The following is a 23862-nucleotide window of genomic DNA, read 5'->3' as shown; positions in this document are numbered from 1 at the left end:
TATCGATTGCCCGAGACGGCAGCCGGTACAATAGCTCCATCGGCAAATTAATCGCAAAAAAACATTAAAAAATGGGTGCTATTTGCTAGACCTTAACTGGCCACGTGGATGAAAAGCGTTTCCCATTGGGCTGGCGGCGACATAGCAGGCCATTTTGATCACTCAGGAATATAGATCTGTCTCTATGAAGAAATACACCTCAATTGTCAGAAGACTTGCGAGTCTTATCAGACGCGACGGCGTATATCCCCTCCTGAGGAAAGCAACGAACGTCATCCAGCGAGAGGGGCTTGACGGACTGAAGCGACGCGCCATCAGCCGCCCCGCGCCCAACCACGACTATGCCGAATGGATCAAGCGCTACGACAGCCTCGATCACGACGCTATCGAACTCATCAAATCCGATATTGCGAGCATGCCCACGCCGCCGCGGATTTCCGTGGTCATGCCGACCTACAATGCCGAACTCAGCTGGCTGATCGAGGCGATCGATTCCGTTCGCAATCAGCTTTATCCGCACTGGGAACTGTGCATCGCGGATGATGCTTCGACGAGCCCGGAAGTCCGCCCTTTGCTTGAGCAATATGCTCGCGAGGATTCGCGCATCCGCGTGACCTACCGGAAAGAAAATGGCCACATTTCGGCGGCGTCGAACAGCGCACTGGAATTGGTGACATCCGAATGGGTGGCGTTGCTGGATCAGGACGATCTGTTCGCACAACACGCGCTTTACTGCGTCGCCAAGGAAATCATTCGGCAACCGCAGGCACGCGTATTCTATTCGGACGAAGACAAAATCGATGTACAGGGCAAGCGCCACGACCCGTACTTCAAATGCGAAATGAACATTGATTTGTTTTATTCGCAAAATATCATTTGTCACCTCGGCGTTTATCAGAAGCAGCTCCTTGACGAGATCGGCGGCTTTCGTATCGGCTTCGAGGGTGCTCAGGACTACGATCTGGCGCTTCGCTGCCTCGAGCGCGCCGGCGTCTCCGCATTCGTCCACATTCCACGCGTGCTCTACCATTGGCGAGTCCATTCGAGCAGCACTGCGGCAACGGTAGATGCAAAGCCCTACGCAATGCTCGCGGGCGAGCGCGCGCTGAATGAACATTTCGCGCGGCAGAATATCGACGGCAGCGTCACGGGCACGCCGTACTGCTATCGCGCAACGTACCGCCTGCCCGAGCAACGCCCCCTCGTCAGCCTGATCATTCCCACCCGGAACGGCCTCGAACTTCTGAAACAATGCATCGACAGCATTGTCGAAAAGACGACTTACGCTCCCTATGAAATCATCATCGTCGACAACGGCTCGGACGAGCAAGCGACGCTGGACTATCTGGAACAGATTCAGGCAGCAGAAAACATTCGTGTGATTCGCGATGATCGGCCATTCAACTACTCCGCGCTCAACAACATGGCGTGCGCGCATGCGAATGGCGAGATCGTCGGCCTCCTCAATAACGATATCGAAGTCATTTCAGAAACATGGCTTGAGGAAATGGTGTCGCTTGCCATTCAGCCCGGTGTCGGCGCAGTCGGCGCAAGACTGCTGTATCCCGATGGAAGAATCCAGCACGCAGGCGTTACCATCGGCGTGGGCGGTGTCGCTGGCCATGCGCATAAGCTTTTCCCGCGAGACAGTCTTGGCTATTTCTCGCGCGCTGTCGCTATCAGTTCCTTTTCCGCGGTAACGGCTGCATGCCTCGTCATGCGCAAAGCGATCTACGAAGAGGTCGGCGGCCTCAACGAAGTCGACCTTGAGGTCGCGTTCAACGATGTCGACTTCTGCCTGCGCATCCTCGAAGCGGGGTACCGGAATGTCTGGACGCCCTACGCAGAACTGTTTCATCATGAATCGGCAACGCGTGGCCTTGAAGACAATCCAAAGAAAGTGGCTCGCTTCAATCGGGAGGTTGAATACATGCTTAAGCGCTGGGGCGATGCACTGACTCAGGATCGCGCTTACAGTCCGAATCTTTCGCTCGATCTCGAGGATTTTTCCCTGGCATGGCCACCTCGCGTCGCCCCTCTTTCTCTTGAAATCTCGCAGCAGGAAAAGAAGGTAACAGCATGAAAATTACTGTCTTCGGCGGTGGTGGTTTTATTGGCTCAACTATCGTAGATCGCCTGCTGCGAGACGGCCACGAAATTTGCGTCTTCGAACGGCCGCGCGTTCCCGCTTATCGTGAGTTTGAGCAGAACGAGAGCGTCCGCTGGCTAACCGGCGACCTCAACAGTCTGGCCGACGTGACGGAAGCGGTTGAAGGTGCCGACGCGGTCATTCATCTCGTGTCGACGACGTTGCCGAAGAATTCGAATGACGATCCGATTTACGACGTGCAAAGCAACGTTGTGGCAACGCTGCAATTGCTGAACGTCATGGTTGCGAAAGGCGTGAAGAAAATCGTCTTCAGTTCATCGGGTGGCACTGTGTATGGCGACCCGGTTTACCTGCCTATCGACGAAAAGCACCCGACGAATCCACGCGTATCGTATGGCATTTCGAAGCTTGCCATCGAGAAGTATCTACTGCTTTACCAGCAACAGTATGGGATCAGGGCAAGTATCCTCCGTGTGGCAAACCCCTACGGAGAGCGGCAACGGGTGCAGACAGCTCAAGGCGCGATTACAGTATTTCTCGATAAGGCACTTCGGTCCGAAGCTATCGAAATTTGGGGCGATGGTTCAGTCACGCGTGACTACATCTACATCTCGGATGTTGCGGAGGCATTTGCACGTGCCATTCAGTATGAAGGCACAGAATCGGTGTTCAATATCAGTTCCGGCTATGGTACGAGCCTGAACGAGATCATTGAGAAGATCGAGGGCTACGTTGGACATCCCGTGCTGCGGACTTACCAACCGGGCCGGATTTTTGATGTGCCCGCTAGTGTATTGAACAATAATGCGGCTCAAACGCATCTGGGCTGGACGCCGAAGGTGTCGTTGGATGTCGGGATTGGACTGACTGCCGATTGGCTTCGCAAGCATACTCAAGAGCGCGAGTAGCTCTATTGCTGGTGTCCCCAAGGTTCCGCTGGAGCACGACCGGGTAGCTATAATTCAGACTCTTATTTTCAGCATCGAATCAAACATGCAATGGCTCAAACGTGGACTTGTCTTCCACACCTCAAGGCATGCGCCGGCTGGAACTACACGTGCCATGGTTCCAACTCCCCTGTTAATCGACGACAAGACGATTCGCGTATTCCTGACGATCTGCGATGCAGACAACGTCGGTCGCCCCTATTTCGTCGACGTTGATGCCTCGGATCCAACGAAGATCATTGGAACTTCGCCAGGGCCGTTGATGGATGTTGGCAATCAAGGCACCTTCGACGAGCGAGGCATCGTTTGCGCCCAGGTTCTCAGTGATACCGACGGTACTCTGCTGATGTACTACTCAGGTTTCGCGCGGTCTCAAACTGTTCGATATCAGATCTTCATGGGCCTGGCCCGGAGCTTCGATAACGGGAAGACGTTCGAGCGCGTACAGGAGAAGCCTATTCTCGGCGCAACAGATGCTGAGACCATGTTTCGCTGCGCGCCGTTTGTCATCGCAGAAGATGACAAATTCAGGATGTGGTACACCGCAGGGTCGACTTGGGACATCGTAAATGGCAAAGAGGTTCCTCGATACTCGCTGAAGTATCTCGAATCAACCGATGGAATCAACTGGGGCGACGAAGGGATTTCGTGCATGAGCTTTAACGAGGATGAACACGGAATCGGACGGCCGTGGATCGTCAAGACGACAGAGGGGAAATATCAGCTTTACTACTCCATTCGCCGCATTTCGGTCGCGGCGTACCGCCTGGGATATGCAGAGTCTTGCGATGGACGCCAGTGGGCACGAATGGACCAGCAAGTTGGCTTGGACGTTTCGCCAGCATCATTCGACTCGGATAGCATCTCCTATACTGCGTTGATTAGCGTAAGAGACAAAACTTATTGTTTTTATAACGGCAACGCATTTGGCCGCGAAGGTTTCGCAGTTGCAGAACTCATCGCCCCTTAGCTTCTCTATATAAGGTTGCAGATATGATGGATTCCAATACGCCAGTATCGACTCACGGAGTAGCGCGGCGGCTGGCAGGTGAAGATGTCGTTGATGAAGCCGCAGCAGAAATGCGCGTTAACGGCTACACGGTGATCGACAGTGGACTTTCCGCAGAATTCATTGAGCGCCTGAAAACCGGGATTGACCGGATCTATAGTACGCAAGTCAGCGAACTCGGCGGCGAGCAGGCACTCGAAAGTATTAGCGACACCGACATTGCGCGTTGTGCGATGGCCTATGACACGGATTTTCTGACCGTAGCCACCACTCCGAATCTGCTGAAACTGGCGACGAAGTTGCTAGGCCCGGAATTCGTATTGATGCAACAGAATGGGATTATCAACCGTCCCGATCGACAGAACTATCAAATAAAATGGCATCGCGACCTTAGCTATCAGCACTGGACGAGTTCTAAAATAATCGCATTCAATGCGCTTCTGTGCATTGATGAATTCACGCACGAGAACGGCGCGTCATTCGTCTTGCCAGCGACGCATCATATTGAAGAGTTTCCGACCGATCAATTCGTGCGGAAGCATGAGAAGCAAATTGCTGCGCCCGCCGGATCATTCATCGTTCTGGATGCCATGCTTTATCACCGAGGCGGCCTGAATGTATCGAACAATATCCGTCGCGCTGTCAACCACGTCATCGGACTTCCGTTTCTGGCGCAGCAGGTGAGTTTTGAGACCGCATTTGAGAGCACGGGTATTGCCCCACCAACAGATCCAAGCGTACGAAAGTATTTAGGCTTCCGCTGGTCCCCGGCGACCGATGCAAAGAATTGGCGCGAGCGGCGCCTACCGCGGAGCTAGCGTCTAACAGTGGCCCGCTGGGCCACTGCCATAGCATGCGGTCGAACGCATCTTCGACTGCAGATTCGATCGATTGCGGGCAATTCGCTCAAGACAATCTGAACCGAGCCGGGTTTGGTGGAGGCTCCAACTCTTGAGAGAATGGAGCCATGAACAAGAAGGCAACCAAGTTTTCCCCGGAAGTCCGCGAGCGCGCAGTGCGTCTGGTGCGCGAGCAACGTAGGGAACATCCGTCGATGTGGGCGGCGGTCGAATCGATTGCACCGATGATCGGCTGTACGCCGCAGACGCTGCACGAATGGGTCAAGCGTGACCAGGTTGACCAGGGTGAGCGTGATGGCGTGAGCACCGACGAACGCGAACGGCTGAAGGCCCTGGAGCGCGAGGTCAAGGAATTGCGTCGTGCCAACGAGATTCTCAAGGTCGCGAGCGCGTTTTTCGCCCAGGCGGAGCTCGACCGCCGTTTCAAGTCCTGAAGGCCTTCGTCGATCAGTATCGCGACACCTTTGGGGTCGAGCCGATCGGCAAGGTCTTGCGGATTGCCCCGTCGGGCTACCGACGCCATGCGGCACAGCTTCGCGATCCGTCCAGACGCTGCGCCCGCGCGAAACGAGATGAGATTCTGCAACCCGAGATCAGGCGTGTCTGGCAGGCCAACATGCAGGTCTATGGTGTGCCGAAGGTCTGGAAGCAGATGAATCGCGAGGGCATTGTGGTCGCGCGCTGCACGGTCGGTCGGTTGATGAAGCTGCAAGGTCTGCGTGGTGCGGTTCGCGGCAAGCGCATTCGCACCACGATTGCCGACAAAAGCGCACCGCGTCCGCTGGACCGAGTCAACCGGCAATTCAAGGCGCAGCGGCCGAATCAGCTCTGGGTTTCGGACTTCACGTACGTTTCGACATGGCAAGGCTGGCTTTACGTGGCGTTCGTGATCGACGTGTTTGCTCGCCGTATCGTTGGCTGGCGAGTCAGTTCGTCGATGACCACGGACTTCGTTCTGGACGCACTTGAACAGGCGCTGTATGCGCGGCAACCAGGCGAGAACGGGACATTGATACACCATTCCGACAGGGGGTCCCAATACGTCAGCATTCGCTACAGCGAACGTCTGGCCGAAGCGGGCATCGAGCCTTCGGTCGGCAGCCGTGGCGATAGCTATGACAACGCGCTGGCTGAAACGATTAACGGCCTGTACAAGACGGAACTGATTCATCGGCGCGCCCCGTGGAAAACGAAGGAATCCGTCGAACTGGCAACGCTGCAATGGGTGGCCTGGTTCAATCATCATCGACTGATGGAACCGCTCGGCTATATCCCGCCCGCTGAAGCTGAGGCAAACTACTACAGGCAACTCAGAAATACTGCGGATGCGCCTGCTTTAACTTAAACCCAATAGCCTCCACGATTCCCGGCTCGGTTCAATCCGCAACAATCGTACTCTGCCTGGCCGCCTCCCTCTGAATATGGCTATTCAGAGCTGCGGCCCACTTTCCAGCGGGACCATCACAGCGCGGTGACCTTGACGGCCAACGTATCGCACATCTGAACTGATGAATGGCCCCACAGAGCTGTTCAAACGCGGCAACGTAGACCGTCATTGGCACCCAACGGACGCTCACCTCTAGCGCGGCCTCAGGCAGCAGTCCACCCGACGCCGATGTGCACAAAGATCATTGCTGACGACCACCATGCGATGCAGTCGGTAGATGGTGGCTGAGCGAGGCAACGCCCCGCTTACAGCCTTTGCGCACACATCGTGCGCAAAGGCGCGCGCGGCAGATCCCCCGGCCCCCGCAACAGCATGACCCGGCAAGAACGGCGTAACCGACTCGCTCAAGTGTTGTCTCCCGGCACTCACTGCCTCTGAGACATCAAAGTCTACGTTGTCAGCCTGCTACTGCAACTAGCCGAGCTCTGCATTAAGCAACCGGCTCAATCAGTGCAACGATATTGCGCACATACTGCTCCATATCGAAGCTTTCCGCGACATGCGCGGCAAGCGTAGCAGACACCTGCGATCTGAGTTCAGGCTCTGTAAGCAGGCGCACCACCTTGCTAGCCATGCCTTCGACGTCCAGATAGTCCGCGACGCAAGGATCCTTCAGCCCGATACTCTCCAGGAAGGAGACAATCCCCGTCGTTTTGTCGAAACAAACAAGCGGTTTCTCGAAGAACATCGAATCAATTGCCACATTCGGCAAGGGATCCAGTCTCGAACTCAGCAGAAAGAGATCAGACAGTTGATAAGCCGTTTCGATCTCGGTGGTCTCACCGATAATCTCGACCGAATCCGAAAGACCCGCACGCGTGATCTGGTCCTCCAGATAGACAGAGTACGCCGCGTCCTTTCGCGGCTCGTAACCTTGTCCGATCCAAATGAACCGACATTGGCCCTCCCCGACTTTCGACAAAACCGCACGCGCGCATTGAAGGAAGAGATCGATGCCTTTGCGATAGTTGACCGACCCTGCACCGAGCACCACGTATTTCGGCGCCTGTTGTCCGGACGGACGGAGAATAGAACGCAACCTTTGCTGCTCCTTCTCTGCCGAGGCGTCCTGCGTGCGCTTACCCGGGATTCTGGAGCGCCCCTGAGGCAACACATGGGTCCTTTCAGGCTGGTAGCCACTGACGAATCTAGCCGCATCCTTGAGCGTGATTTCCGACGAGAACACGACTTGCTGAGGCAAGGTCATCATGGCGTTGAATCGCGCCGCAGGATCCGGATAGCAGGACGCGAATTCGTGAATCAAGCTAACGGTGCGCACGCCCGCATGCTGAAGCGGTTCGACGACCCACTGCGACTCAATGCTATTGACGATTGCGAAGGATGGCGAAAGGTCTCGCGTAACGCAGCCAATGACGTATTCTGCATGTGCACTACTGAAGCGCGCATAGTGCGCTGGCACAAAAGTGACATCCAGTTCCTTGAATAGCTCTTCGAGTATGCCGCCTCCCAATGAGAGAACGATCACATTCATGGAGCCAGACAATTGTTCGGCTATGTTGTAAACGAGTACCGGCGCACCGGTGAGCGAGCACTCGTGCGTCACCAGCAGCGCTGTTTGTCGTTTGGGATCAAAGACGGTGCTTCGCAGGTACTCGAAAGGCGGAAATTGATACTCCCGCTTCTCCGCCTCTCCAAATTCGATGTAGTGCGCGACCGGATCGACGCCCGCATCGCGCAGATCCGCGTGAAGTCTAAGATAGACCGCAGGATCGAAATCGGCCGGCGTCGAACGCCTACCCCAACCCAGGCGGCGCACGACAGCTTTATTTTCTGGAGGGAGCCGATAAGGCCGCTTTTCCGCCATGCCAAATTCCATGTAGTGCTGTGCCGGATCGACACCTGCCTCACGCACGTCATCATGCAGTTTCAAATACACATCAGGATCAAAATCATTGGGCAAGCCCGGATTTGATCGCACCACTCTGCGGCGAAAAGCCTCGAATAGATTGTTGAATATTCTCATCTGCGTTGAAAAAATAAATTAAAAATTAGTTTTAGACGGTGTATCCAGCTTTATTTCCCCAACACGACAGCCAACAACCTCCTGAATTTGCTGCCCAACGTAGACGAGCGCTCTTTATCTCTGAGCTGGCGATCCATGATATCCTGAACGATCGCAGCGTGTGAGGCATTCATTGCAGCATATGAGGCGTTTAAAGCATCTCTATCTTGCGTCAACTGTTCAATGGCGATCTGTTGGCGTGCAATCACTCCTTTGCACTCCTCATACGCTAGGTGGACCTTCTGCCACTCTGCAAAGACTCTGTCCTTCTCGGCTACGACTTCATCAATCGTTTTCACACATCGATCATACGCTGTGAAAACTTTTTGCCACTCAGCGAGAATTCGCGCATTTTCGGTTTCAAGGTGCCCCATTCTCTCCGTCCGCCTACGCCGAAAATCGAGATAATTCTTCAAGTGATTCTGGCGATAGCGACGCAGTGGTGGTACATGCTGTGCGCAATCAGCGCCGCTCGCGACGGCACTCAAGAACGCCTCTTCGGAGTAGTAGCGGCGAAAGTGCTGTAATGCGGCCTCACTGTGCTGTTTAAGCAGCGGTTCGTCCCAACGCTCAAAATATTTTTGAGATCCTCATACTCCACCCAGGAAAAGCTTCCCGGATAGGTGAGATCGCCACCACCGTGATAGCGAGAACGGTAAGAGTCGTGGGTAACGACAGGCAGCCCAACCGACATCGCTTCGATCAATGCTTTTCCACCTCCGAGCGGAAAAGAGGAAATATAGACATCGACCGAATGTTCAATCAGTGCGCGCGACAACGAAGCGACCCACTCGATGTGAATAAACCTATCACGGCTGACATCCGCTGCATCGAGTTCCGCGTAAATTCGCTGAAGGAAAGTCTCCGGCAATTCACCAATATGGATATGGTAGCCGCCTGACGCCGCCAAAATGCGCGCGACAGCACGCTCGTAATGCAGATCGTAGGTTCCGGATTCGAATTTAGACGTTCGACCACATGAACACGTAGTCAGCGCTCCGCGCTCGAGAAAACGGTTTTTCGTTCTCTCTGGATTCCTGCTGCCAAGCGGCCAATAGAGTTGATGCCGCACACCGATCTCGTTCTTGCACAACTCATAGGACATGTTGTGCAGATCGACGTGCTGAAACGCATCGCATGTCACGCCGAGAGACAGATGGTGGTCCCCGTGGTGAATGTAATAGCGGTTGGTGACGCCCGGAAAGTGGGCACCGACCACGCACACGACATCCTGGTTATGGCCCAGCGTCAAGATCGTGGAAGGATTCCACTCACGCAACTTTTCAGTTAGCGCGCTCAGTTTTCCGTCGAGTTCCGGCTGGCTCGTGACATACACTTCGCAGCCAAGAAGCGATTGCCAGTCCGCGATCAGCGCGAGATCGACTCGATTGAATAGATCCGTCTGAACGACACGGACAGGCCCTGGAAATTGTCCTGACGCGAGATAGTCCTTGATTAGCTCGACGTGGCCGCCGGCCCTGACGAGTTCCGTCGCCAGAACGACGGTCCCCTGACAGCCACCTTTCTCCGGATGAATGTCGGCGTAATAGGCATCCGCCACTGCCGTGCACAGGTTATCGATCTCCCGGCTGGCGAAAACGACAGCAATCGATTCCGGATCGTTGATAACCTCTTCGGCGAACGACTTGATGCTCAGCAGAGCATCGCCAAATCGCGCCTGAGAAATACTATTCGCGACCGATTCTTGCAGGCCGTCGAGTTTCAAGTCTTGCATTACTGGAAGTTTATTATCGTTTCACAAACATACGCAGCCTGGTCCAGGCTCATGTGCGGGCCAATAGGCAAACTGAGTTCTTCGTCAGCCAGCGCTTCAGCGATCGGAAAGGCCCCTTTCTGGAAACCAAGGAATCCGTACGCCTCTTGCAGATGGGGCGGAATCGGGTAATGAATCAATGATTCGACTCCCGCCTCCTTCAAGTGCGCCTGCAGCGCATCGCGACGCGGCGAGAATATTGGGAACAAATGCCAGGACGACACACAATCCGGATCGAGCGCAGGAACGCTTACTGACGAATTCTTCAGGTGCAGGTGATAAAAGTTTGCGATAGCGGTACGGCGCGCATTCCATTCTTCCAGCAGCGGCAATTTTTCGGCCAGCGCCGCCGCGTGAATGGGATCAAGCCGACTATTCACACCGCAGACATCGTTGACATATTTCACTTTCGAGCCGTAGTTCGCGATCACGCGAATTCTTTCGGCTAATTCCGCGTCGTTGGTTGTCACGCCGCCGGCGTCGCCAAAGGCGCCGAGATTCTTGCCGGGATAGAAGCTCCAGGCGACTGCGTCGCCATGAGCGCCAATGATGTCACCTCGATATCGCGCACCGTGTGCCTGTGCACCGTCCTCGAGCACCTTCAGCCCCTTCCTCCTGGCGATGTCGAGGATCGGCCCCATGTCAGCCGGCCGCCCGTACAGGTGAACAGGCAGGATAACCTTGGTCTTTTCGGTCACCGCCTCTTCAATACGAAGCGGATCAATGTTGAGCGTATTCGCATCGGGTTCGACAGGAACCGGACGCGCGCCGCATTGCGTCACAGCGAGCCAGGTCGCAATATAGGTATTGGAGGGCACGATGACTTCATCGCCCTCGGTCACGCCCATTGCCATCAAGGCGATTCGCAAAGCGTCCAGGCCGTTGCCCACACCAATGGCGAAGCGCGCATTCGTGTACTCCGCAAACAGCTTTTCAAATTGTGCGACCTCGGCCCCGAAGATATACCAGCCAGAATCGAGGGCGCGTGCGACGGCTCGATCGAGTTCAGGCTTAAGTTCGAGATAGGCGCTACGGACATCAAGGAATGGTACTTTCACAATCGTGCTCCTTACTCTCAAACGGAATCGCTATAGTCGTTCCGCATGATTCGAACATTCCTCAGGCGAAATTCACCGATCTTCCGGCATTCAGCTTGCGCGAACTGCACGCAAGTAGTCCTCGTATTCCCGGAAATAGTCGGATTCATTGAAAGCCATCGAGGCCAGCACCAGGCAGACTGAACCAGGATCGAAGTTGAGTTCTGCGGCCCAGATCATCGGCGGGATATGGAGTCCTTGCCACGGGCGATTCAGGTGAACCGTTTTCTGCTCCGTACCATCGTCGAGCGCAACGTCGAAACTGCCCGACAAGCAGATCAAAAGCTGATGCAACTCCTTGTGCGCGTGCGCACCGCGCGACTCGCCGGTCGGGATGTCGTACAGATAGAAAATCCGCTTGATATCAAAAGGAACGTGCCGGTTCCCCTCAAGGAAAGTCAGATTCCCCCGCGGGTCGGTGATCTTCGGAAAATTGATGATCTTGCAATCAGAAATCGGCATGGTGGCTACCTGATAGATCTATGTCGTAAAACTCGTGTACCACTCCGCCACCGCCGTATTCATGCTTGTACTGATACAGACCTTGATTGAGAACGGTACCCTCGGACTCATTACTCGTTCCGAAATCGAAATATCGGATTCCTCCGGAATGGGCGATTTCAATCGCGCGTTCAAATACCGCATCGAGCGCGGACACCGAATAGGCAACGTCGCTCGCTGCGATGTACTGCGCATGCCAGACCTTCGGTGTTTTGAACACAACGATTCCCGCCTCGACTTGTCCTTCGATCGTGGCGCAAAATAACTCGATCGACTCGGGAAACAAGGCGATCAGGTGTTTCATCTCGTCCAGGGTATGAACGGGCGCCGCGCCGTGCTTGCGCTCGAGGTTATCGATCAATACTCGCCACAGGGCTGCGACTTGCTCGGCACCAACGGCGACAGAGACGACTTTGCTGGCCTTTTTCAATCCCCGACGACGACGCTCCGACGGCTTCGGACGCTCGGCCAGATCGATCGCACAGGAGAGGTCGCAACGGCTCCGATTCGCCCGCAAACGAAACAGAGCATACAAATCGTCCTGCGATGCTCGCTGGTGGTAAAGATGCGGTACGACCTTATAGCGCAGGCGTTTGTACTCCGCCGCGCCGTAGTGCGCCGACAAAAGCGCTAGCGCCTCTATCATCCTTTCGCCGCACAGCGTCCCGTCGTGAACGACGCCGCCGTACGTTATGCCCGGATGACTGACCACCATCGTGGCATCTCGACGGGCTTGCGCTGCAGGAAAGACGGCCACGATGCGGTCACCTTGCATCAGCAAGGTGGAGACGTCGTCGAAGCGGTCACCGTGGTACCCAAGGAAGCGCCGCGTATGCAGAAACGTGCCGTTCACTGCGTTTGCGCAAAACGCATCCCAGGCGTCGCTCAGGTCGGGCCGATAGCGGATAACGTCGAAGGTCACCAGAGCCACTCCGCGGCGAGGAGAGTCCGCACTTCGCCTTTGTCGACGCCGTCGGACGCGAACGCATGCAGGAACGGCGGGTTCGTGGCGCTCCAGCGAGCGCCCAATCGATTCCCCATCATTCCTTGACCTTGAAAAAGCGACGCGCCGAAACCTTCGAGGGTTGGGGCTGTTCACCCTTGAACACGCAATCGGCATCGGTGTTCTTGATGATATTGACCCCGACGCCAAGCCAGTTATCCGGACCAATGACGACGTTGTTGGCGAGCGCGGAATTCACACCGATAAAGGTATTTCTACCGACGGTACAAAAGCCCGAGATGACTGCGTGCGAGGACACAAAGCAGTTATCTTCGATCACCGAGTGATGACCGACGTGATTGCCGCTCCACAGCACGACGTTATCGCCAATCTTGACGAAGGGCTGTACGGTATTGTCTTCGAAGATAAAACAGTGCTCGCCCAGCACGACGTTATGCCAGACAAACGCCCTGCTGCTGACGTAGCTTGCGGCGCGATAGCCCTTACTTTTCGCCGCCTGATAGAAACGCGTTCGCAGACGGTTGAGCTCGGAATAAACGAGGGCTGCGTAAAATTCGACCTCGCCCGGATCGAAAGAACGCTCGATCTCCTCGAAGGGGACCACGGGCAAGCCAAAGAGGCTGTCCCGGGTAAGAAACGCGGAGTCGACAGAGAACCCGACGACTTCGTATTCCGAGTCGTGAGTAAAACACTCGTAGGCAACTTCAGCGAATGCACTGTCGCCGAGGATCACCAGCTTTCTTGTCTTCGTCATTTTGCGCTCTCAAGGTCGGACAATCAGGACATCCTCGCGTCGATTGGCCATTGGCAACCCATTGCCCTGTGGCAATACATAAGCATCGAAGCCCTGGGCACGAGCCCGCTCGACCAAGGCCATTACAACGGCGTCGTCGATCTGGCCGTGCTCGATTTTGTTGAACTCCACGACGGGCGCCTGATCCGTCTTCATATGACGCATATGAAACTGCTTGCCCGTTTCGCTCGCAAAGAAACGCTTGCGCTTGGAAACATTGGGTATGTCACCAATCAGCATTTGCCCGCCGGGCGCGAGCAAGGAAAGTGATACGTCCAGAAATTGGAAAAAGCTCACGTCGACGAAGACATACTGCAGGACGCTGTAGCACAAGATGACATCGACTTTACCCACCTGACTGGCAATCCAGTCCGGGCATTGGGGTACATCGCCGGCACCTTGGCAATGAAATCCGCATCGCCGAGCAGGTCGAGCATTTCCTGACTGTCGATCAGCGTCAATGCATGGTTGTTTGATGCACACAGTTCAACCAGCATGCGCGGCAGGTCACTACATCCGGGTCCAATGTCGACGACATGTCGGCCCTGCGCCTGCAGATTACTCAGCTTTCCGCAGATATCCGCAAAAATCGACGCTTCATAGCCCTGGCGATACGAGTCGGGAAAACCAATCCGCTCGTACTTCGACATTGACTGGTCCTGCGCAAAGCGCCGGAAATCTTCGAAGCCAATATCTTCAAACCGGTTGGATGACGCCATAGACACACCTCTAGCAACGACAATTTTTACTTACACTGCAACGCCAGCTTTGATTTCCCTGATCTCGAACGAGACATCCTGCCAGACCATCGCCGGGAAGATGTTCTCTGCACGGGAGCCAAAGGTGCTCTGGAATACTCTCGCATTCTCGAGCACATCGAGATACTGATGAACCTTATTCTGCTGAACGATCTGCTCGACTCCCACGGCAACCGTGTATCCGCCTTGTGCGAGTGAATTGACGCCCGCGACATCAATGCAGTAAACCTTGCCCGCTTCGAATGTCGGCATTTCCACATTGGGGAAATTGGAATTCATGGTTCCCACGACCTTGTTACCCTTGAAGTCGCGCAGCGAATAACCCACAGCGGGCCGCTCGATCGTGTTGTTAGCCTTCACGATGATCCTCACCGTGAATCGCTCATGCAGCTCCAGCAGCTCCGTGGGACGCCCTTGCTGATCGATCAACGTGACATTCAGAATCGTCGCACGACCATCTCCATAGCGCGTATGGCCGTCGAGAAACATCGCGGGTTCCAGGGAAATCGACTCCGCAACGGACGTCGACCCGACATCGACTACGGCTTCAGCTTCTTCCGTGTGTGCCTGCGTAATCCGGTTGATGTCGAGATTCATCTCGCTGATGTATTCGCCAACCACCTGCTTCGGGTCACCGTAAGCGACTGAACGCCCCTGCTTGAGCCACAGCACCTTGCTACAGATGTTTTGTACGCTGCTCATGTCATGACTCACGAACAACACGGTCGTGCCGCGATCCATGAGTTCACGCAGACGGATCATGCACTTCGCCTGAAACGCCAGATCGCCGACGGCCAGCGCCTCGTCGACGATCAGAATCGCGGGGTCCATGCTCGCGGCAATCGCGAATGCCACGCGCACATACATACCGGAGGAATACATCTTGACCGGCTGGTCGATGAACATCCCGACATCGGCGAAGGCCACGATATCGTCGTAACGCTCTTCGATTTCCTGCTTGCTCAGACCGAGCAGCGTTCCGTTCATGAAGATGTTTTCGCGTCCGGTGAACTCGGGATTAAAACCCGCGCCCAGCTCGAGCAATGCGGCGACCCGGCCGTTGACATCGACATGCCCCTGCGTCGGGCTCAACGTGCCGCAAATCATCTGCAACAACGTCGACTTTCCGCTGCCATTGCGCCCGATGATGCCAACCGTCTCGCCCTTCTTCACATCGAAGGAGACGTCGTTGAGCGCCCAGAATTCGCTGCAATACTGCTTCGGCTGCGCGCCTGCCATCCTGTAAAGCCGCGGCAAGACGAATTGCTTCAACCGATCACGCGGAGTTTCGTAAATCTGGTAGCGCTTGCCGAGGTTATGCACGCCAATGGCGATATCGTCAGAGGACATCGGCAAACCCTTTTCTTGTCTTTTGGAACCAGGCATACCCGGCCCATGCCACGACGAAGGCGGCAATCGTATAAATAGTCAGTCCTGCCCAGTCAGGCAACTTTCCCCAAACAAGCACATCGCGCGCCTGCTCGATCACAAACGTCAGCGGATTCGCCATGATGAATGGCCGGAATCGCGGCGGGACGGCCGTCACGGGGTAGAACACCGGCGACAGAAACATCAGCACCGTCGTCAGGAGCGAAATGGTCTGCCCGACATCTCGCAGGAACACTCCGAGCGACGCGAGCACCCAGGCCAGCCCAAGCGTCACGATCACGAGCGGCAGAAGCACCAGCGGGAAAAATATCGCCGTCCAGGGAATGCCGCCGTTGAAGACGACACAGGCGCCCAACAACACGGCCACGCTGACGCAACCATGAAACAAGGCCGCGCCCATTGTGGAAACCGGGAGCACTTCAATCGGAAAGACGACCTTCTTGACGAAATTGACGTTCGCGATGACCAGCCCAGGGGCCCGATTAATCACTTCCGAGAACAGGTTCAGAACGATCAGGCCGACGAACAACAGCACCGCAAAGCTGGTTTTGCTTTGCACGGCGCCAGCGCCTCCCCAACGGGCTTTGAACACCTCGGAAAAGACGAAGGTGTAGACCGTCAACATGAATAACGGCTGCACAAAAGACCACGCCAGACCGATCGCAGAGCCCTTGTAGCGGCCCAGCACTTCGCGCCGCGTCATCTGGGCGATCAGTTGACGATTACGCCAGAGTCCTCGAATCAAAGAACCGGGACCACAAGGCGGCGCTGCGTGAGGGTCGACCGACCGAGTCAACGGCGCGCTCATGCGTAAAGCTCCAATGTAAGCTCCTTAACTCCGTGGCGACGAGCGTGAACCTTACAGGCTCTGTCGTCGACCACGCTAACGTAACACCAAAATTGGGAGTGCCCCGGCTGCGCTCAAACGCGCGCGAGGCAATTAGCTGCGCGGGACGCTGCGATCACCATAGCGGCCCAGGCGGCCCATCCACCCGTCCCTCAAACCTTCCAGCGCCATTCTTATGTGCTGTGAGCGCTGTTCGGGGAAAAATGAATAGATCACGAGCCGCACAGGAAGCTTCAGCAATTCCGTGGTCTTCCAGCTCCAGGGAATATACGAACGCTTGAGCAAGGCGATAACGTTGCGGAACTGGTAGTAGTGACGCAAAGGACCATGCATCGGATAGGCCCGACCAAAAATGCGCACCGGCTCACCGCCGAGTTCGTGACTCATTCGCAGCCATGGCAGACCCAGGATGTGATAACCCTTCTGCTTCGCTCTCACGCACCACTCGAGATCGACGAAATCGATAAAAAGCGCGTCGTCCATCGGACCCACTTCAGACCAAAAGCGCAGATTGATGCAAGATCCCGATGTGATCAGAAAATCGACATCCATCGGCTCGCTACCCTGGGGCACCAGCCGCTCGAGCTTCCAGTACCGGAACCTGACAAATGGCGCGGTGCCTCTCAGTCGCGGATCGTCATAGGCCGGACCCACGAGCGCGACACGCTCGCCTCGCTCGTTGGCGCGCGCAATTTCGGCGGGAAGTCCCGCCAGCAACGTATCCGACGGTTCACTATCCTGGTCGAAAAGCAGCGCCATTTCCGCACCGGCGCGCTTGAGATATTCCACACCCTGATTGAGCGCCGTCGCTATGCCGACGTTCTCGCCATTCGGCACGTACTCAATCGAAGCGGACAGCCCCAGGCTGGCGCCCGTCCGCATGCTCGGCGTGTTATCGACAACGACGCAAGGCAGCATCGACGCGAGCCGATTGGCTCGTTCGATGCAGGCCGCATCCGGATTGTAGAAAACGACTACCGCACCAGCACGGTGAGTCGTCCATGCGCTCGTCAGCGTGCCGTCATGCATAGCTGCAACGCTTCGCGCCAATGCGGCGCCCTCACGCGAAAAGTCCGCGCCAGCTTGTCGTTTGACATCCGCGAATTAACGGGCCGCTTCGCGGGGGTCGGATAGGACGACGCGGGAATCGGATTGACCTGCGGTTTCGTGGCCAGATCGGCCAGTTCGAAAATCGCCTCGGCAAAACCGTGCCAGGAAGTCGCGCCACCAGCGGTCAAATGGTAGACACCGGAGTGCTCCGCCCACCACGCATTGCGATCGGCCGCCGCGCTTTCCTGCGCCAGCACATTCGACGTCAACGCGGCAATCGTATTCGCCCAGGTCGGCGCGCCAAACTGGTCGGACACGACGCTCAGCTGATCGCGCTCTGCGCCAAGACGCAGCATCGTGAGCAAAAAATTCTTGCCGCGCGTGCCGTAGACCCAGCTCGTGCGGAAGATCAGATGCGAGCAGCCAGATGCCGCGATCGCCTGCTCGCCCGCCAGCTTGCTTTCGCCGTAAATATTTTGCGGATTGGTGAGGTCGGTTTCCTCGTACTCACCGACCTTGCTCCCGTCGAATACATAGTCCGTGGAGTAATGGACCAGCGCTGCACCAAGCTTCTTTGCCTGCTCGGCCAGCACGGCCGGCGCTTCCGCGTTCAGACGCATCGCGAGACCGGCTTCCGACTCGGCCTTGTCGACGGCCGTATGCGCGGCCGGATTCACAATCAGTTGCGGCTTGACGTCCTGCACGACCCGGCGCAACTGATCGAGATCGGTCAAATCGAGCTTGTCGCGGCCCAGGGCCACGACGTTGCCGAGACCCTGGAGATTGCGCGCCAACTCGAAGCCAACCTGGCCGTTCACACCGGTTAGCAGGATGGTCGGTTGTTCAAACGACGCCATTGCCATCCTCACGCAAAAACATCCGCATCCGACAGGAGTTTGCCCGCCGCATCCTTCGCTGCGAGGACGGGCTCGAAATCAATCGGCCACTCGATGCCGATGGCCGGATCGTTCCACAGGATGCTGCGCTCGTGCTCGGGAAACCAGTAGTCGGTCGTTTTATAGAGGAACTGCGCCGACTCGGACATCACGACGAAGCCGTGCGCAAAACCGGGCGGCACCCATACCTGACGGCAATTCTCCGCCGACAGCGTCACCCCCACCCACTTGCCGAAATTCGGCGAGTCGCGGCGCAGATCGACGGCCACGTCGAACACTTCGCCTTCCACCACGCGCACGAGCTTGCCCTGCGCATGCTGGATCTGATAGTGCAGGCCGCGCAGCACGCCCTTCGCCGAACGCGAATGATTGTCCTGCACGAACACGACGCCAGGCGCGACCAGTTCTTCAAACTCGCGTGCGTTAAAGCTTTCGTAGAAGTAGCCCCGTGCATCGCCGAACACCTTCGGCTCGATGATCTTGACTTCGGGGAGCGCCGTAGCGGTTACCGTGATGGCCATGCGACCTGATCCGTAAGAAGATTCAACAAGTACTTGCCATAAGCGTTCTTCGACAGCGGCTTGGCGAGCTTCTCCACCGCTTCCGCGCCGATCCAGCCGCGGCGAAACGCGATTTCCTCAGGACAGGCGACCACGAGACCCTGACGCTTCTGCAGCGTGGCGATGAACGTTGCCGCCTCGATCAGCGAGTCGTGCGTACCGGTGTCGAGCCACGCATAGCCGCGGCCCATGATCTCGACATTCAGCGCGCCGTCGCTCAGATAGCGCGAGTTGACGTCGGTGATTTCCAGCTCGCCGCGCGGCGACGGCTTGATGTCCGCCGCAATATCGCACACGCGGTTGTCGTAGAAGTACAGACCCGTGACCGCGTAATTCGAACGCGGCTGCTCGGGCTTTTCTTCGATCGACAGCGCACGAAAACCCTTGTCGAATTCGACCACGCCGTAGCGTTCCGGGTCATGCACGTGATAAGCGAAGACCGTGGCGCCCGCCTCTTGCGCATCGGCGCGCTCGAGCTGCTTCGCGAGATCGTGACCGTAGAAAATGTTATCGCCAAGAATGAGCGCCGACGGATCATTGCCGACGAAATCCTTACCGATGATGAACGCCTGCGCGAGGCCGTCCGGCGAGGGCTGCACCGCGTACTGGATGTTCATGCCCCACTGGCTGCCGTCGCCGAGCATCGCCTCGAAACGCGGCGTGTCCTGCGGCGTCGAGATGATGAGCACGTCGCGAATGCCCGCGATCATCAGCGTCGACAGCGGGTAGTAGATCATCGGCTTGTCGTACACCGGCAGCAGCTGCTTCGAGACTGCGTGGGTGATCGGATAGAGCCGCGTGCCGGAACCGCCGGCGAGAATAATGCCTTTACGAGCCATGTCGACCGCCTTTTACGTGCGTTGCGCGTAGTTGGTTTCGACCCACTTGCGATAGTCGCCCGAAGCGACTTCGTCGGCCCATGCCTGGTTGTCCAGATACCAGCGCACCGTCTTCGCGAGACCGGTTTCAAAGGTTTCCGCGGGCTTCCAGCCGAGTTCGCGTTCGAGCTTGCGCGCGTCGATTGCGTAGCGGCGGTCGTGACCCGGGCGATCCGTCACGTAGGTAATCTGATCGCGATACGAGCCGGCTGCCTTCGGACGCATTTCGTCGAGCAGGTCGCACAGCGTGTGCACGACTTCGAGGTTCTTCTTCTCGTTCCAGCCGCCGACGTTGTACGTTTCGCCGCTCTTGCCGCGCGCGAGCACTTCGCGGATCGCGCTGCAATGATCACCCACGTAAAGCCAGTCGCGCACGTTCTGACCGTCACCGTAGACGGGCAGCGGCTTGCCGGCGAGCGCGTTGGCGATCATCAGCGGAATGAGCTTTTCGGGGAACTGGTACGGACCGTAATTGTTCGAGCAGTTGGTCGTGAGCACAGGCAGACCATACGTGTGATGGTAGGCGCGTACGAGATGGTCGGAACCGGCTTTGGTGGCCGAGTACGGGCTGTTGGGCGCGTACGGCGTGGTTTCCGAGAACTGCGGATCGGTCGCGGAAAGCGAGCCGAACACTTCGTCGGTCGAGACGTGCAGGAAGCGGAAAGCGGCTTTCTCGGCTTCGGGCAGCGTGTTCCAGTACTGACGCGTGGCTTCGAGCAGCGTGAAGGTACCGACCACATTCGTCTGAACAAAATCGGCCGGACCATGAATCGAGCGGTCGACGTGGCTTTCCGCGGCGAAATGCAGCACGGCGCGCGGCTTGTGCTCGGCGAACAGCGTGTCGAGCGCCTCGCGGTCGCAGATGTCCACACGGGCGAACACGTGCTTCGGGTTGCCCTGCAACGACTTCAACGTCCCAAGATTGCCCGCGTAGGTCAGCTTGTCTACGTTGAGAACGGCTTCGTCGGCCTGGCTCAGCCAATCAAGCACAAAATTGGCGCCGATAAAGCCGGCACCGCCCGTTACGAGAATCATGGAACTCCTTTCTTGTCGCGTGTTGGATTGCAGGTCTGGCGTTACCACCCCGGCCGCCAGATGCGCGAAAGAATGCTGTAAAAAAGGGACTTTTGACGCCAAAAACGCCAGAAATTACCCACTCAGCATACTCTGGCTCTGATTTTATCCTTGCAATTATAAGGCCAGCGGAAGCGAAAACCATACCGCTAACATCTTGAAACAGCTTGACAAAATTTAATCCGACACTTACCGCGCCTTTTCTACGCTGCCTCGCGGCTCATCTGTCTCGATGATGTCAAATTCAGGTGCGATCACGCGACAAAAGTATTCCTGTGATACCGTCACTCCCTTCTTCGTGCGCACCGCGTTGTACTGCAACTTGTACTGCAACTGATTCCGATTCATGACCAAGCACGCGCCGTCTCCCGCTCCTCTTGCCTTCGGCGATCTCCAGGGTTGCCTCACGCCGTTTCGCGAACTGCTCGCCAAGGCCGCGCCCTCGCCCGACACGCCGCTGTGGTTCGCCGGCGACCTCATCAATCGTGGCCCCGAATCGCTGGCGACGCTGCGCGAGGTGATCGCGCTGGGCGAGCGCGGCGTGGCGGTGCTCGGCAATCACGATCTGCATCTGCTATCGGTGTCGGCGGGCATCCGCAAGTCGAAAAAAGGCGACACGATCGACGACATTCTCAATGCGCCTGACGCCGACGATCTGCTGCACTGGGTCCGTCATCGCCCGATCGCGCACTACGAGAACGGCATGCTGATGGTGCACGCGGGCGTGCTGCCGCAGTGGGACGTCGGTCTGACGATGGAACTCGCTCGCGATCTGGAAAAAGCGCTACGGCGCGACAACTGGAAGGAAACGCTCGCGGGTCTATACGGCAACGAGCCGAGCCGCTGGTCGAAGAATCTCAAAGGGATCGAGCGTCTGCGCGTGACGTGCAGCGCGCTCACGCGCATGCGTTTTTGCGATCGCGACGGCGTGATGGATTTCAGCGCGAGCGGTGGCCTCGATTCCGCGCCGCCGGGCACCCTGCCCTGGTTCGACGTGCCCGGCCGCAAGACGGCCGATATCACGGTGGTGTTCGGCCACTGGGCGGCGCTTGGCCTGACCTTGCGTCAGAACCTCGTCGGGCTCGATTCGGGCTGCGTGTGGGGCGAGCGGCTCTCGGCCGTGCATCTGGTCGCCGATCCGGTTCAGCGCGTGCTCACCCAGGTGCCCTGCGAAACCTGCCGCGCGGTATCGGTTTGAACCGGCCCCGGCGCGCCTGCATGACGTGCAGCGCGCCGGTCGGCATCAGCGCTTCTTGTTGTACACGTGCGTGGTCGCCGCGACGCCCTTCGGGAATACGCGGCGCACAAGACCCCGCGCGGCGGCGTCGGCCTGCAACACGACATCGCGCACCGGTTCGTCCGGGCGACCGCGAAACGACGTCGGATGAAAATACGCGTCGTCGCCGACCGGATGATCGGAGAAGTAGTAATTCGACACGCAGCAACGCTGCTCGGCGCTCTGATTCTTCGACACCGAATGCCACGAGTGCTGGTTCGTCACCATCACGGCGAGGCGATTGAAGCGGCTCACGATCGTGGTCGGTTCGGCCTTCGTGCCCTGCGGCCACACTTCGAGGTTGCCGCCCTTCTCCAGCGCCCAGTCCGGCGACACGTAATACAGCAGATTGAGCACGCGATAGTGCGCGCGATCCTTGTCGTGCGAGTTGTCGAGATGCGGGTTCAGGAAGTGGCCCGGCCCCATCATCGAAATGCCGCCCGCGTAGAGATGCTCGTCCGGATAAAGCGAGCGCAGCCCCGTGATCTCTTTCACCAGTTCGACCACGCGCGGCATCTGGAATGCGAAGATGATCTCTTCGAGCAGCGGCGCATGCGCATCCATTTGCGCCGACACGTACTTCAATTCGCGCAGGCTTTTACGCAGCATCATCTTCGACGCATCCGGAAATGCGGCGCGAATTTCGTGCGCGACGTCGTCCGGCAATACGTCGTCGATATGGAAATGGTTGATAGGCGCCGTCTGCGTCCACTGCTCACGCAGCCGCGCGAGTTCCGCTTCGAGGCGCTGCGCGATGCGCGCGCCCAGTTCCGTACGATCCATGATGTCTGTCCTGCTTTCGCTGCTGGTTCGCTGATTATCGGCGCGCACGCTCATGCGCGCTCACGCCCGCTCCGCCACGTTCTGCCCTTGCGAGCGCATCGTCTCCAACGCCACACCCACTGCCTCCTGCGCGCGCGCCGCGAGCTTGCGGCGATCGTCGCCGGGTTCCAACGCGTCGCCGACATAGACGTGCGCGGTCAGCGGCCCCGACTTCAGCATCGCGTCGAGCGAATCCTTGAGCGACAGATCGTCGATATACGCCGGCGCGAGCGACTGACGCCCCTGCGCGTCCTCGTACATGATGCAGATCGGCTGCACCGGCGTGCACGCCGTCACCGGCGCCTGGAACATGTTCGAGTGAAACGGCTTGAGCCCGAGACCGTCCGTCGTCGTGCCTTCCGGAAACACGCACATCAGTTCGCCGCGCTGCAGCCGCTCGGCCAGTTCCTGCATGATGCGGCGCGCTTCGCTGCGCTTTTCGCGTTCGATGAACACGGTGTCGAGATTCTGCGCGAACCAGCCGATCAGCGGCCAGCTACGCACCTCGGCCTTCGAGACGAACGGCGTCGGCCGCCACGCGTTGATCACATAGATGTCGATCCACGAAATATGATTGCTGACGACCAGCGCGCCCGCGTCGAGACGCGCGGCGTCGTTGTGCACGACGAGCTGCAAGCCGCACAGCTCGAGCATCCGCAGCGACCAGGCGCGATTGAGCGCGTGACGTTTTTCGGGCGTCGCGCGCGGAAAGCGCATCGCGACGGTCCACGCGCCGCGCAGCAGATGCGAGAGCAGACGGGCTTTGCGAAAGAAGAGGCTCATGTCG

General features: G+C 57.4%; 24 protein-coding genes and 1 other annotated feature. Of the genes, 6 read left to right on the top strand and 18 right to left on the bottom strand.

Going from position 1 to position 23862, the window contains the following annotated elements:
• The first annotated feature begins 184 nt into the window (after positions 1-184).
• From G5S35_RS03120 to G5S35_RS03100, 5 genes are all read left to right on the top strand, one after another.
• Positions 185-2083, top strand: a complete 1899-nt coding sequence (locus G5S35_RS03120) for a glycosyltransferase family 2 protein (RefSeq protein WP_124262395.1) — start codon at positions 185-187, stop codon at positions 2081-2083.
• Positions 2080-3018: an NAD-dependent epimerase/dehydratase family protein gene (locus tag G5S35_RS03115; RefSeq protein ID WP_074984604.1), complete on the top strand. Its 939-nt coding sequence runs from the start codon at positions 2080-2082 to the stop codon at positions 3016-3018. The genes G5S35_RS03120 and G5S35_RS03115 overlap by 4 nt, the downstream gene beginning before the upstream one ends.
• A gap of 85 nt (positions 3019-3103) precedes the next feature.
• Positions 3104-4027: a glycoside hydrolase family protein gene (locus tag G5S35_RS03110; RefSeq protein ID WP_074984602.1), complete on the top strand. Its 924-nt coding sequence runs from the start codon at positions 3104-3106 to the stop codon at positions 4025-4027.
• 23 nt (positions 4028-4050) lie between these two features.
• Positions 4051-4884 (top strand): phytanoyl-CoA dioxygenase family protein, encoded by an 834-nt coding sequence (locus tag G5S35_RS03105; protein WP_074984600.1) that lies wholly within the window; start codon positions 4051-4053, stop codon positions 4882-4884.
• Between the two features lie 149 nt (positions 4885-5033).
• Positions 5034-6271 (top strand): IS3 family transposase gene (locus G5S35_RS03100; protein ID WP_183038563.1). Its coding sequence is split into 2 segments (ribosomal slippage): positions 5034-5325 and positions 5325-6271, totalling 1239 coding nucleotides; the frame shifts between segments, so codons are not numbered across the junction.
• Positions 5315-5431 (top strand) — a sequence feature (AL1L pseudoknot). Its footprint overlaps the gene before it by 117 nt.
• Positions 6272-6803: 532 nt before the next feature.
• Here the strand turns inward: G5S35_RS03100 and G5S35_RS03095 are convergent.
• The 16 genes from G5S35_RS03095 to rfbB all read right to left on the bottom strand — a co-directional run bounded on the left by G5S35_RS03095 (position 6804) and on the right by rfbB (position 20938).
• Positions 6804-8357 carry a glycosyltransferase family 4 protein gene (locus tag G5S35_RS03095; protein ID WP_237181331.1) on the bottom strand — a complete coding sequence of 518 codons (1554 nt, stop codon included), beginning with the start codon at positions 8355-8357 and terminating at the stop codon, positions 6804-6806.
• A 50-nt stretch (positions 8358-8407) separates the two neighbouring features.
• Positions 8408-8770 carry a hypothetical protein gene (locus tag G5S35_RS39375; protein ID WP_237181330.1) on the bottom strand — a complete coding sequence of 121 codons (363 nt, stop codon included), beginning with the start codon at positions 8768-8770 and terminating at the stop codon, positions 8408-8410.
• Between the two features lie 110 nt (positions 8771-8880).
• A complete protein-coding gene (locus tag G5S35_RS03090) occupies positions 8881-10122 on the bottom strand; it encodes a glycosyltransferase family 4 protein (protein WP_237181329.1) in 1242 nt (413 codons plus the stop codon).
• Between the two features lie 8 nt (positions 10123-10130).
• Positions 10131-11228, bottom strand: a complete 1098-nt coding sequence (locus G5S35_RS03085; RefSeq protein ID WP_074981720.1) for a DegT/DnrJ/EryC1/StrS family aminotransferase — start codon at positions 11226-11228, stop codon at positions 10131-10133.
• Positions 11229-11318: 90 nt separating this feature from the next.
• A complete protein-coding gene (locus G5S35_RS03080; protein WP_074981718.1) occupies positions 11319-11729 on the bottom strand; it encodes a sugar 3,4-ketoisomerase in 411 nt (136 codons plus the stop codon).
• On the bottom strand, positions 11716-12690 hold the full coding sequence (locus G5S35_RS03075; protein ID WP_074981717.1) for a GNAT family N-acetyltransferase: 975 nt from the start codon (positions 12688-12690) through the stop codon (positions 11716-11718). Before G5S35_RS03075 ends, G5S35_RS03080 begins: the two co-directional genes overlap by 14 nt.
• A 118-nt stretch (positions 12691-12808) precedes the next feature.
• Positions 12809-13486, bottom strand: a complete 678-nt coding sequence (locus G5S35_RS03070; RefSeq protein WP_074981715.1) for an acetyltransferase — start codon at positions 13484-13486, stop codon at positions 12809-12811.
• Between the two features lie 9 nt (positions 13487-13495).
• Positions 13496-13765 (bottom strand): hypothetical protein, encoded by a 270-nt coding sequence (locus tag G5S35_RS39370; RefSeq protein ID WP_237181328.1) that lies wholly within the window; start codon positions 13763-13765, stop codon positions 13496-13498.
• A 53-nt stretch (positions 13766-13818) separates the two neighbouring features.
• Positions 13819-14244, bottom strand: coding sequence for a hypothetical protein (locus G5S35_RS39365; RefSeq protein ID WP_237181327.1), 426 nt, complete (start codon positions 14242-14244; stop codon positions 13819-13821).
• A gap of 30 nt (positions 14245-14274) precedes the next feature.
• The gene (locus tag G5S35_RS03060; RefSeq protein WP_074981712.1) at positions 14275-15633 is read right to left on the bottom strand and encodes an ABC transporter ATP-binding protein; all 1359 of its coding nucleotides are present in this window, start codon (positions 15631-15633) and stop codon (positions 14275-14277) included.
• Positions 15623-16480 carry an ABC transporter permease gene (locus G5S35_RS03055; RefSeq protein ID WP_074981710.1) on the bottom strand — a complete coding sequence of 286 codons (858 nt, stop codon included), beginning with the start codon at positions 16478-16480 and terminating at the stop codon, positions 15623-15625. The genes G5S35_RS03060 and G5S35_RS03055 overlap by 11 nt, the downstream gene beginning before the upstream one ends.
• 132 nt (positions 16481-16612) lie before the next feature.
• Positions 16613-17548, bottom strand: coding sequence for a glycosyltransferase family 2 protein (locus G5S35_RS03050; RefSeq protein WP_074981708.1), 936 nt, complete (start codon positions 17546-17548; stop codon positions 16613-16615).
• Positions 17530-18426 carry a dTDP-4-dehydrorhamnose reductase gene (rfbD, locus tag G5S35_RS03045; RefSeq protein WP_074981707.1) on the bottom strand — a complete coding sequence of 299 codons (897 nt, stop codon included), beginning with the start codon at positions 18424-18426 and terminating at the stop codon, positions 17530-17532. The genes G5S35_RS03050 and rfbD overlap by 19 nt, the downstream gene beginning before the upstream one ends.
• An 8-nt stretch (positions 18427-18434) precedes the next feature.
• Positions 18435-18986: a dTDP-4-dehydrorhamnose 3,5-epimerase gene (gene rfbC / locus G5S35_RS03040; protein ID WP_074981705.1), complete on the bottom strand. Its 552-nt coding sequence runs from the start codon at positions 18984-18986 to the stop codon at positions 18435-18437.
• Positions 18971-19864 carry a glucose-1-phosphate thymidylyltransferase RfbA gene (gene rfbA, locus G5S35_RS03035; protein ID WP_065057257.1) on the bottom strand — a complete coding sequence of 298 codons (894 nt, stop codon included), beginning with the start codon at positions 19862-19864 and terminating at the stop codon, positions 18971-18973. The genes rfbC and rfbA overlap by 16 nt, the downstream gene beginning before the upstream one ends.
• 12 nt (positions 19865-19876) lie before the next feature.
• Positions 19877-20938 carry a dTDP-glucose 4,6-dehydratase gene (gene rfbB, locus G5S35_RS03030; protein ID WP_074981703.1) on the bottom strand — a complete coding sequence of 354 codons (1062 nt, stop codon included), beginning with the start codon at positions 20936-20938 and terminating at the stop codon, positions 19877-19879.
• A gap of 385 nt (positions 20939-21323) precedes the next feature.
• Here rfbB and G5S35_RS03025 point away from each other — a divergent pair, with 385 nt between their 5' ends.
• Complete coding sequence (locus tag G5S35_RS03025; RefSeq protein ID WP_074981701.1) at positions 21324-22175, top strand: symmetrical bis(5'-nucleosyl)-tetraphosphatase; 852 nt, start codon at positions 21324-21326, stop codon at positions 22173-22175.
• 45 nt (positions 22176-22220) lie between these two features.
• Here the strand turns inward: G5S35_RS03025 and G5S35_RS03020 are convergent, their stop codons facing one another.
• The gene (locus tag G5S35_RS03020; RefSeq protein WP_074981699.1) at positions 22221-23036 is read right to left on the bottom strand and encodes a 2OG-Fe(II) oxygenase; all 816 of its coding nucleotides are present in this window, start codon (positions 23034-23036) and stop codon (positions 22221-22223) included.
• A 60-nt stretch (positions 23037-23096) separates the two neighbouring features.
• Complete coding sequence (locus tag G5S35_RS03015; protein WP_080180168.1) at positions 23097-23858, bottom strand: lysophospholipid acyltransferase family protein; 762 nt, start codon at positions 23856-23858, stop codon at positions 23097-23099.
• Between the last annotated feature and the right edge of the window lie 4 nt (positions 23859-23862).

The organism is Paraburkholderia tropica (assembly GCF_014171495.1).
GTDB lineage: Bacteria > Pseudomonadota > Gammaproteobacteria > Burkholderiales > Burkholderiaceae > Paraburkholderia > Paraburkholderia tropica.
This window is presented reverse-complemented; position numbering and strand designations above follow the sequence as displayed.